This is a genomic window from Enterobacter sp. K16B, assembly GCF_020216105.1.
GTDB classification, from domain to species: Bacteria; Pseudomonadota; Gammaproteobacteria; order Enterobacterales; family Enterobacteriaceae; genus Enterobacter; species Enterobacter sichuanensis.
In genome coordinates, this window is sequence record NZ_JAIWJZ010000056.1 from 1 (window position 1) to 8631 (window position 8631).

Annotated in this window: 8 protein-coding genes; 7 read left to right on the forward strand and 1 reads right to left on the reverse strand. The window is 60.1% G+C overall.

The features are described 5' to 3' along the window. Positions 1-50: 50 nt before the first annotated feature. Entirely contained in the window at positions 51-1730 is a 1680-nt protein-coding gene (gene fliF, locus LDK53_RS12115; RefSeq protein ID WP_225287298.1) for a flagellar basal-body MS-ring/collar protein FliF, read from the reverse strand. Between the two features lie 264 nt (positions 1731-1994). Between fliF and fliE the strand changes: the two genes are divergently transcribed. The 7 genes from fliE to flhA are packed head-to-tail and all read left to right on the forward strand — an operon-like array spanning position 1995 to position 8542. Next, positions 1995-2318, forward strand: coding sequence for a flagellar hook-basal body complex protein FliE (gene fliE / locus LDK53_RS12120; RefSeq protein ID WP_225287299.1), 324 nt, complete (start codon positions 1995-1997; stop codon positions 2316-2318). Positions 2319-2334: 16 nt separating this feature from the next. Continuing rightward, on the forward strand, positions 2335-3189 hold the full coding sequence (locus LDK53_RS12125; RefSeq protein ID WP_208283271.1) for a CheR family methyltransferase: 855 nt from the start codon (positions 2335-2337) through the stop codon (positions 3187-3189). After that, a complete protein-coding gene (locus LDK53_RS12130) occupies positions 3186-4265 on the forward strand; it encodes a protein-glutamate methylesterase/protein-glutamine glutaminase (protein ID WP_225287300.1) in 1080 nt (359 codons plus the stop codon). Before LDK53_RS12125 ends, LDK53_RS12130 begins: the two co-directional genes overlap by 4 nt. Next, positions 4255-4641 carry a chemotaxis response regulator CheY gene (cheY, locus tag LDK53_RS12135; RefSeq protein WP_059385156.1) on the forward strand — a complete coding sequence of 129 codons (387 nt, stop codon included), beginning with the start codon at positions 4255-4257 and terminating at the stop codon, positions 4639-4641. The genes LDK53_RS12130 and cheY overlap by 11 nt, the downstream gene beginning before the upstream one ends. 5 nt (positions 4642-4646) lie before the next feature. Then, complete coding sequence (gene cheZ / locus LDK53_RS12140) at positions 4647-5285, forward strand: protein phosphatase CheZ (protein ID WP_025758664.1); 639 nt, start codon at positions 4647-4649, stop codon at positions 5283-5285. A gap of 18 nt (positions 5286-5303) precedes the next feature. Next, entirely contained in the window at positions 5304-6449 is a 1146-nt protein-coding gene (gene flhB / locus LDK53_RS12145) for a flagellar biosynthesis protein FlhB (RefSeq protein ID WP_225287301.1), read from the forward strand. Continuing rightward, complete coding sequence (gene flhA / locus LDK53_RS12150; protein WP_225287302.1) at positions 6449-8542, forward strand: flagellar biosynthesis protein FlhA; 2094 nt, start codon at positions 6449-6451, stop codon at positions 8540-8542. The genes flhB and flhA overlap by 1 nt, the downstream gene beginning before the upstream one ends. Positions 8543-8631 lie beyond the last annotated feature (89 nt).

The window sequence follows — 8631 nt, forward strand, 5'->3', positions numbered from 1 at the left end:
GACATCTCCCAGCGTCAGCATGACGATGGCGCTTTTTTCTGAGGCATTCATTATTTCGGCTCCTTACTCATCCACTGGCGGATCACCAGGGCGATAACGCGCGGTTCCTGCTCTGCCAGTTCACGCAACTGTTGACCATTGAGTTCCGTATCCACCCGCTGCTGCGCGCGGTCGCGGTTGTTTTTCTCCGCTGCACGTTTTTTCGCCGCAAGCTCTTCTTCCCGGGCCTCTTTTTCCATCTCCAGGCGACGAATCGTGGTCTCCTGGTGGCGGATCCAGCCCGGCTGCACCAGCTTGCGCCACATGATCCAGGCGATAATGGCAATGACCAGATAACGGGCGATAGCCATCAGCAGCGCGTAGAAGCGATCCTGCTTCCAGAACGGCGGTACCGGTGTCTCCACCACGCCGTTAAAGGCGGAATTCAGAATGTTGACGCTGTCGCCGCGCGCGGCGTTGTAGCCGATGGCCTCTTTCACCAGGGCGTTAATGCGCGCCAGCTCGGCCTCGCCGATCGGCCCCGGCTTGCCCTCTTCCCCCTGCGGCAGGTGGTTAATCACCACCGCGACCGACAGACGCTGAATGCGTCCGGCATTCGATTTGGTGTGGGTCAGGGTACGATCCACCTCAAAGTTGGTGGTCTCATCGCTGCGGTTGTTGTACGGCTGCGCCGTTTCACGGCTGGCGCTGCTGCCGGTGGTTTTCTCTTTTTTGTCGTCCGCAGGCGTGTTAAGCGGCTGGGTCAGCGGCGCGGTAGCCGGTGCCGGTGGGGTGTTGCTCAACGCGCCCGGCACGCCGCTCGCGCCACGGCGGTTGCCCTGCTCCGAGAGGCTGGCCTGACGGCTGCGGATCGCCATTTTTTCCGGGTCGCTGTTCGGCTGGTACTGCTCCAGGGTCTGCTCCTGCTCGGTGAAATCCATCTGCGCGGTCACCTGGGCGCGGATGTTTTCATCCCCCACCAGCGGGGCGAGAATGCGCTGAATGCGCTGCTGGTAGTCGCTCTCGATTTCATTGGTGTACTTCAGGTGCGCCGTCTGCAAGCCGCGCAGCCCGCTCTGGGTCAGCAGATTGCCGCGCTGATCGACAATGGTCACGCTCTCTGCGGCCAGCCCGGTTACCGCGCTGGAGATCAGATGGGTGATCGCCACCACCTGGCTGTCGTCGAGGGTCCGGCCCTGCAGCAGGTTAACGGTGACCGAAGCGGTCGGTTTTTTCTGTTCGCGGACAAACATCGACGGTTTCGGCGTGGCCAGATGCACGCGCGCGCTCTGGATCGGGCCGAGATTTTCGATGGTGCGCGCCAGCTCGCCTTCGAGTGCGCGCTGGTAGTTCACCTGCTCGGTGAACTGGCTGACGCCAAACTTCTCCTGATCGAGCAGCTCAAAGCCCACCGAGCCGCCCTTTGGCAGCCCCTGCTGGGCCAGCTTCATGCGCACCTCATGCACCTGGGAGGCCGGCACCATGATGACGCCTCCCGGCGTATCGATCCGGTAAGGCACATTGAGCTGTGACAGCTGGGCGACAATCGCGCCCCCCTCTTCATCACTGATATTGCTGAACAACACCCGGTAGTCCGGCTCTTTTGCCCAGAACATTAACGCGATGATGACGGAAAGCGCCGCAGCGCCGCAAATCACCAGCAAAAGCTTCGGGCTGCCGCGAAGTGAGGACAGTATCGATTTAATTCGCTCTGCCGGATTGTTGGTTAACTCATTTAGTGTGGCACTCATGCCGTATTCCTGTATGAAATAGCACGCATCAGCGATGCGCGTCAGCTCACGAAATTCGCGAGAGTGATGTCGACGATTTCAAAAATATAAGAATTTTTCAGGCGGGCATTATCGTCTGAAAGGCGTTTTTTTTAAGGATAAATAAGCTCAAAGTTCTGTCGGCTTATTGGATTTTCTGAGGTTTTTAAACGCGTGTTAAGCTGTCGACGTTTAAAAGATGTGCAATAAACAGTGGTTTTTATCCCATTTATCAGGAACTGAAAAATGTCAGCGACATTAATGCGTGGCGTACTCGATCAAATTCAGACCCAGGCGCAGCAGGTCAGCGGCCCGTCTAACCGGCTGCAGACCGCGCGCGGCGACGCGCCCTCTTTTTCTGACGTTTTATTTAACAGCATTAACGAAATAAATAAAACGCAGGTTGAGGCGAAGAGCAAAACACAGCAGTGGATGTCAGGCAGTAGCGATATTGCCCTGAATGACGTGATGCTGGCGATGCAGAAATCCTCTATTTCATTCAGCTTCGGTATGCAGGCGCGAAATAAGATGATCAGCGCGTATCAGGAAATAATGAATACCCCGGTGTAAGGTCTGATCCCATTCTATGAGTGAAATTAACAGCACGCCTGCACGCTTATCCCTGAATACGCTTTCTCTGACTGACAGCGAATTACAGCGTGTCGGGAAATTAATCTATAAGCGCGCCGGCATTGTCGTCAACGCGCAAAAGCGAGAGATGATTTTCAATCGTCTCTCTCGTCGCGTGCGCACGCTGGGACTGGCCACGTTTAGCGAGTATATCGCCCTTCTGGAGTCGCACGCAGAGCACCCGGAATGGCAGAACTTTATCAACGCGCTGACTACCAACCTGACCTCCTTTTTCCGCGAGGCCTATCACTTCCCGATCCTCGCGGAACATGCCCGGCAGCGCGCGAATGGCTATCGCGTCTGGTGTACCGCCGCCTCAACGGGGGAAGAGCCCTGCTCTATCGCCATGACGCTGAACGATCAGCTTGGCGCGTCGGTGGCCGGGCCGCGCATCTGGGCGTCGGATATCGACACCGAGGTGCTGGCAAAAGCGGAAGCGGGCGTGTACCGGCTGAGCGATCTGGACGCCCTGACGCTGGCGCAGAAGCGCCACTACTTTCTGCGGGGCGCAGGCGATAACAGCGAATGGGTGAAAGCCAGACGGGAACTGCTGTCGGCCATCCACTATCAGCAGCTGAATTTACTCGATGAAAAGTGGTCCGTTCCCGGGCCGTTCGACGCCATTTTCTGCCGCAACGTGATGATCTATTTCGACGCGCCAACGCAGCAGCGTCTGCTGCAGCGCTTTGCGCGTCTGCTTAAGCCGGGTGGCCTGCTGTTTGTCGGCCATTCGGAACATTTTAACCACGCACATATTCCGCTGCGCCTGCGGGGGCAGTCGGTGTATGAACTGACGGAGGCCACACGGTGAAGGCGATTCGTGTGCTGGCGGTCGATGATTCCGCGCTGATGCGAAACATGCTCAGCGCGGTGGTCAATCAGCAGCCGGATATGGAAATGGTCGGTACGGCACCGGACGCGTTTATCGCTCGCGAGCTGATCAAACAGCTCAACCCGGACGTGCTGACGCTGGATATCGACATGCCGCGGATGGACGGGCTGGAGTTTCTCTCCCGCCTGATGCGCCTGCGCCCGATGCCGGTGATTATGGTCTCCTCCCTGACCACCCGTGGGTCGAAAGCCACCCTGACCGCGCTTGAGCGCGGCGCGGTCGATTTTCTGCCCAAGCCGGAGCACCGCGGTGCAGAGAATATCGACAGCTGGGGCCAGCTGGTGGTGGAGAAGATCCGCGTCGCGGCCCGCGCGAAGCTGGCCCAGCACGCCCCCGATACAAGGCCGGTGCTCGCCGGTATTCCCGTGCGCCAGCAGAGCCTCATCGCCATTGGTGCCTCCACGGGCGGTACGGAGGCGCTGCGCCGGGTGCTGATGCCGCTGCCGGTCAGCACGCCGGGGATTGTGATTGCCCAGCATATGCCTGCCGGTTTTACCCACTCTTTCGCCCAGCGACTCGACTCGCTGTGCCAGATTGCCGTGCGCGAAGCGCAGGATGGCGAGCCGGTGCGGCCTGGCACCGCCCTGATTGCCCCAGGCGATCGTCATATGGAGGTCATCTGCCAGGACAACGGCTACCGGATCAGGCTCAGCGATGCCCCGCCGGTGAACCGTCATCGTCCGTCGGTGGATGTGCTGTTTGACTCCGTGGCGCGTCAGGCCAGCAAACACGCCAGCGCCGCCCTGCTGACCGGCATGGGCGCGGACGGCGCGCGTGGCCTGCTGCACCTGCGCCAGACTGGCGCCTTTACCCTCGCGCAGAGCGAAGCCACCTGCGTGGTGTTCGGCATGCCGCGGGAGGCGATTGCGCTGGGCGCGGCGAAAAAGATCGTCGACCTCGACGATATCAGCCAGTGCTTACTGGACAGTTTCCATAAACATAAATCATCCCATACCGACTCACGACGTTCAGGAGATACCCCCCATGTCGGATAAAAATTTGCGTTTTCTGGTGGTAGACGACTTCGCCACCATGCGACGCATCGTACGAAACCTGCTGCAGGATCTGGGCTACAAGCACATTGACGAGGCCGAAGACGGCCAGGACGCGCTCAACAAGCTGCGCGCCAGCGACTTCGATTTCGTGGTCAGCGACTGGAACATGCCGAATGTCGACGGACTGGAGCTGCTGAAAACCATCCGCAGCGATGCGGCGATGGCAAAACTGCCGGTCCTGATGGTGACCGCAGAAGCGAAGAAAGAGAACATCATCGCCGCGGCTCAGGCGGGCGCCAATGGTTACATCGTTAAACCGTTCACCGCTGCCACGCTGGAAGAGAAGCTCGGCAAAATCTTTGAAAAACTCGGGTAACCCTTATGAACTCCCCGTTAAACATGCAGGCGGATAACGCCACTGAGATTTTCGTTCGCATCGGACAGTTGACCCGTCTGCTGCGCGACAGCATGGCCAACCTCGGTCTGGAACAGGCGATTATGGAAGTCGCGGACGCGTTTCCGAACACCCGCGACCGCCTGAACTATGTGGTGGGTAAGACCTCCCAGGCCGCCGACCGGGCGCTGACCAGCGTCGAGGTGGCGCGCCCGCTGCAGGAAGGGCTGAGCGATAGCGCCACCGCGCTGAGCGCCCGCTGGGATGCGTGGTTTGCCAATCCGCAGCCGCTGGACGATGCCCGCGAGCTGGTCAAAGCCACCCGCGCCTTTCTGCACGACGTGCCGGAAAAGACCCAGCAGACCAACCGCCAGCTGACGGAAATCATGATGGCGCAGGACTTCCAGGATCTCACCGGCCAGGTGCTGCAAAGCCTGATGCACGTTATCGAAACCGTGGAGAAGGAGCTGATCAGCGTGCTGGTGGAAAACATGAGCGAACGCGACGCCAGCGCCGCTACCGGTGACGCGCACCTGAAGAACGGTCCGCAGATTGACACCCGCGCCGAGGGCATTGTGGCGTCTCAGGAGCAGGTGGACGATCTGCTGGAGTCACTCGGCTTCTAATCCCGCCGGGCGAATGTCATGTCAGAACAAAACGACAGCGAAAAAACCGAAGACCCCACACCCCACCGAAAGCAAAAAGCGCGCGAGGAGGGACAGGTTCCCCGATCGCGCGAGCTGACGAGCCTCCTGATGCTGCTGGCAGGCTGGGGGTTACTGCTGGTGGCGGGTGGCTGGCTGGCAAAACAGCTGCAGCATCTGCTGCATAACGGTCTGACGTTTGACCGGCTGTTAGTCAGCGACCCGCAGCAGATGCTGCATCACGCCGGATCGCTGCTGGGAATGGCGTTTCTGGCCCTGCTGCCGTTCGTCGGCGGGCTGTTTCTTACCGCCGTTGCCACGCCGTCGCTGATTGGCGGCCTGAATATGAGCGCCAAAGCCCTCAAGTTCAACGTTAAAAAGCTCAACCCGATCAGCGGCATCAAGCGTCTGTTTTCCGCGCAGATGGTGTCGGAAATGGTCAAGAGCATTCTCAAGGTGACGCTGGCGGGCATCGGTGGCGGGCTGTTCCTGTGGTTCAACAAAGGGAAATTTATCAGCCTGATGTATGAGCCACTGCGCCTGGCGCTGGGTGATATCAGCGCCCTGCTGATGGGCTGCATGCTGGTCATCATCTTATCGCTGATCCCGATGGTGGCGTTCGACGTGGTGTACCAGCTCTGGAGCAACTTCAAGAAGTTGCGCATGAGCCTGAAGGAAATCAAAGACGAATTCAAAAATCAGGAAGGCGACCCGCTGATTAAAAGTCGCATCCGCCAGCTGCAGCGTCAGATGGCGCAGCAGCGAATGATGACCGATGTCCCCACCGCCGACGTGGTGGTGAATAACCCGACCCACTATTCGGTGGCCCTGAAGTACCAGGAAGGCGCCATGGGGGCGCCGATAGTGGTCGCCAGCGGTAGCGGGCTGATTGCCCTGCGCATCCGCGAACTGGCCGAAGAGAACCGGGTTCCCATGCTTGAGGCACCGCCGCTGGCGCGTGCCCTGTATCGCCATTGTGACCCCGGCTCACCGGTTCCCGCCGAGCTCTATAGCGCGGTGGCGGAAGTCCTGGCCTGGGTTTATGGCCTGAAGCGCTGGCGTAAGGGCTATGGCTTACGTCCGCTGACACCTAAAGATCTTCCCGTTCCGGCGGGAATGGATTTTGCACAAGAGAGTAGAGAGTGATGGCCAATATCGCCACCAAATTACGATTACCCAACATGAAGGAAACCCAGTGGCAGGTGCTGGCCGGGCCGGTACTGATCATGACCATCCTGGCGATGATGATCCTGCCGCTGCCGACCTTTGTGCTGGATCTGCTGTTTACCTTCAACATCGTGCTGTCGATCATGATCCTGCTGGTCGCCATGTTTACCCAGAACACGCTGGAGTTTTCGGCGTTCCCGACGGTACTGCTGTTCTCCACCCTGCTGCGGCTGGCGCTTAACGTCGCCTCCACGCGCGTGATCCTGATGAATGGCCATACCGGCTCAGAAGCGGCGGGTCAGGTGGTGGAAGCGTTCGGCCACTTCCTGGTGGGCGGCAATTTCGCCATCGGTATCATCGTGTTCATCATCCTGATCATCATTAACTTTATGGTGATCACCAAGGGGGCCGGACGTATTGCGGAAGTGGGTGCGCGTTTCTCCCTCGACGGGATGCCAGGCAAGCAGATGGCGATTGACGCGGATCTGAACGCTGGCCTGATCGGCGAAGAGGAAGCCAAACGCCGCCGTAAAGAGGTGACGCAGGAGGCGGACTTCTACGGCTCGATGGACGGTGCCAGCAAGTTTGTGCGCGGTGATGCCATCGCCGGGCTGCTGATTATGGCGATCAACATTATTGGCGGTCTGGTGATCGGCGTGATGCAGCACGATATGTCCGTGGGCGTGGCCGGTGAAACCTACACCCTGCTGACCATCGGTGATGGTCTGGTGGCGCAGATCCCGGGCCTGGTGATCTCCACCGCGGCCGGTGTGGTCGTGACCCGCGTGGCCAACGATCAGGATGTGGGCGAGCAGATGGTGGGCCAGCTGTTCACCTCTCCGCGCGTGATTGTGCTGGCGGCGGGCGTAATTGGTCTGCTGGGGCTGATCCCCGGTATGCCAAACTTCGTCTTCCTGCTGTTTACCGCCACGCTGCTGGGCGTCGCCTGGTGGCTGCGCGGCCGTGAAGGCGACGCGAAAAAAGCCGGTGGCGCGCAGGCCGACGCCGACGCAGCGGAAGCCGAGGTGGCGCAGGTGCACGAAGCCACCTGGTCTGACGTACAAATGGAAGATACCCTGGGTCTGGAAGTGGGCTATCGCCTGATCCCGATGGTGGATCACGAGCAGCAGGGACAGCTGCTGACCCGCGTGCGCGGCATTCGCAAGAAGTTCGCCCAGCAGATGGGCTTCCTCCCCCCTGCCGTGCATATTCGTGACAACCTGGATCTGGCCCCGACGCACTACCGCATCCTGCTTAAAGGGGTCACCATTGGTTCAGGCGACGTGCAACCGGATCGCTGGATGGCGATCAACCCCGGCTGCGCAGAGGGCGAAGTCCCCGGCACCCCGTGCACCGAGCCGACCTTTGGCCTGCCCGCCCTGTGGATTGACGAAGTGCATCGCGAACTGGCGCAGACGCTGGGCTACACGGTGGTTGACCCGAGTTCGGTGGTGGCAACGCACCTCAACCATCTGATCTCCACCCATACCGAGGAGCTGTTTGGCCGTCAGGAGGCGCAGCAACTGCTCGACCAGATCACCAAACACTCACCGAAACTGGTGGAGGATCTCATTCCGGCGGTCATCAGCCTGACCACGCTGCACAAGGTGCTGCAGAACCTGCTGGCCGAGCGCGTGCCGATCCGCGATATGCGCACCATCATCGATACGCTGGCGGAGTTTGCCACCGCCCAGAGCGATGCCGATGAGCTGACCACCCGCGTGCGGGCGCGTCTTTCCAGGGCGATCACCCAGCAGTGGTTCCCGGGGGAGGACGATATTCAGCTGATTGGTCTGGATCTCTCCCTGGAGCAGCTGCTGGTCCAGGCGACCCAGAGCGGCAGCGCGATTGAACCGGGCATTGCCGAAAACCTGATGAAGCAGACCGAACAGGCGCTGCAGCACCAGGAAGGCTTAGGCGCACCGCCGGTGCTGCTGGTGAACCCGGCCCTGCGCCTGATGCTGTCGCGCTACCTGCGCCGCATCTTCCCGCAGCTGGCGGTGCTTTCGAGCCAGGAGATTAATACCCAGCGCAACGTGCGGATGACCTATCTGATTGGGGGTAAAGGATGAAGCAATGGGTGCCCGGACTGCTTCTGATCTCGCCGCTGGTCATGGCGGCGGACGGCTCCTGGAGCAGCAGCAGCTTTGGCGGCACGATG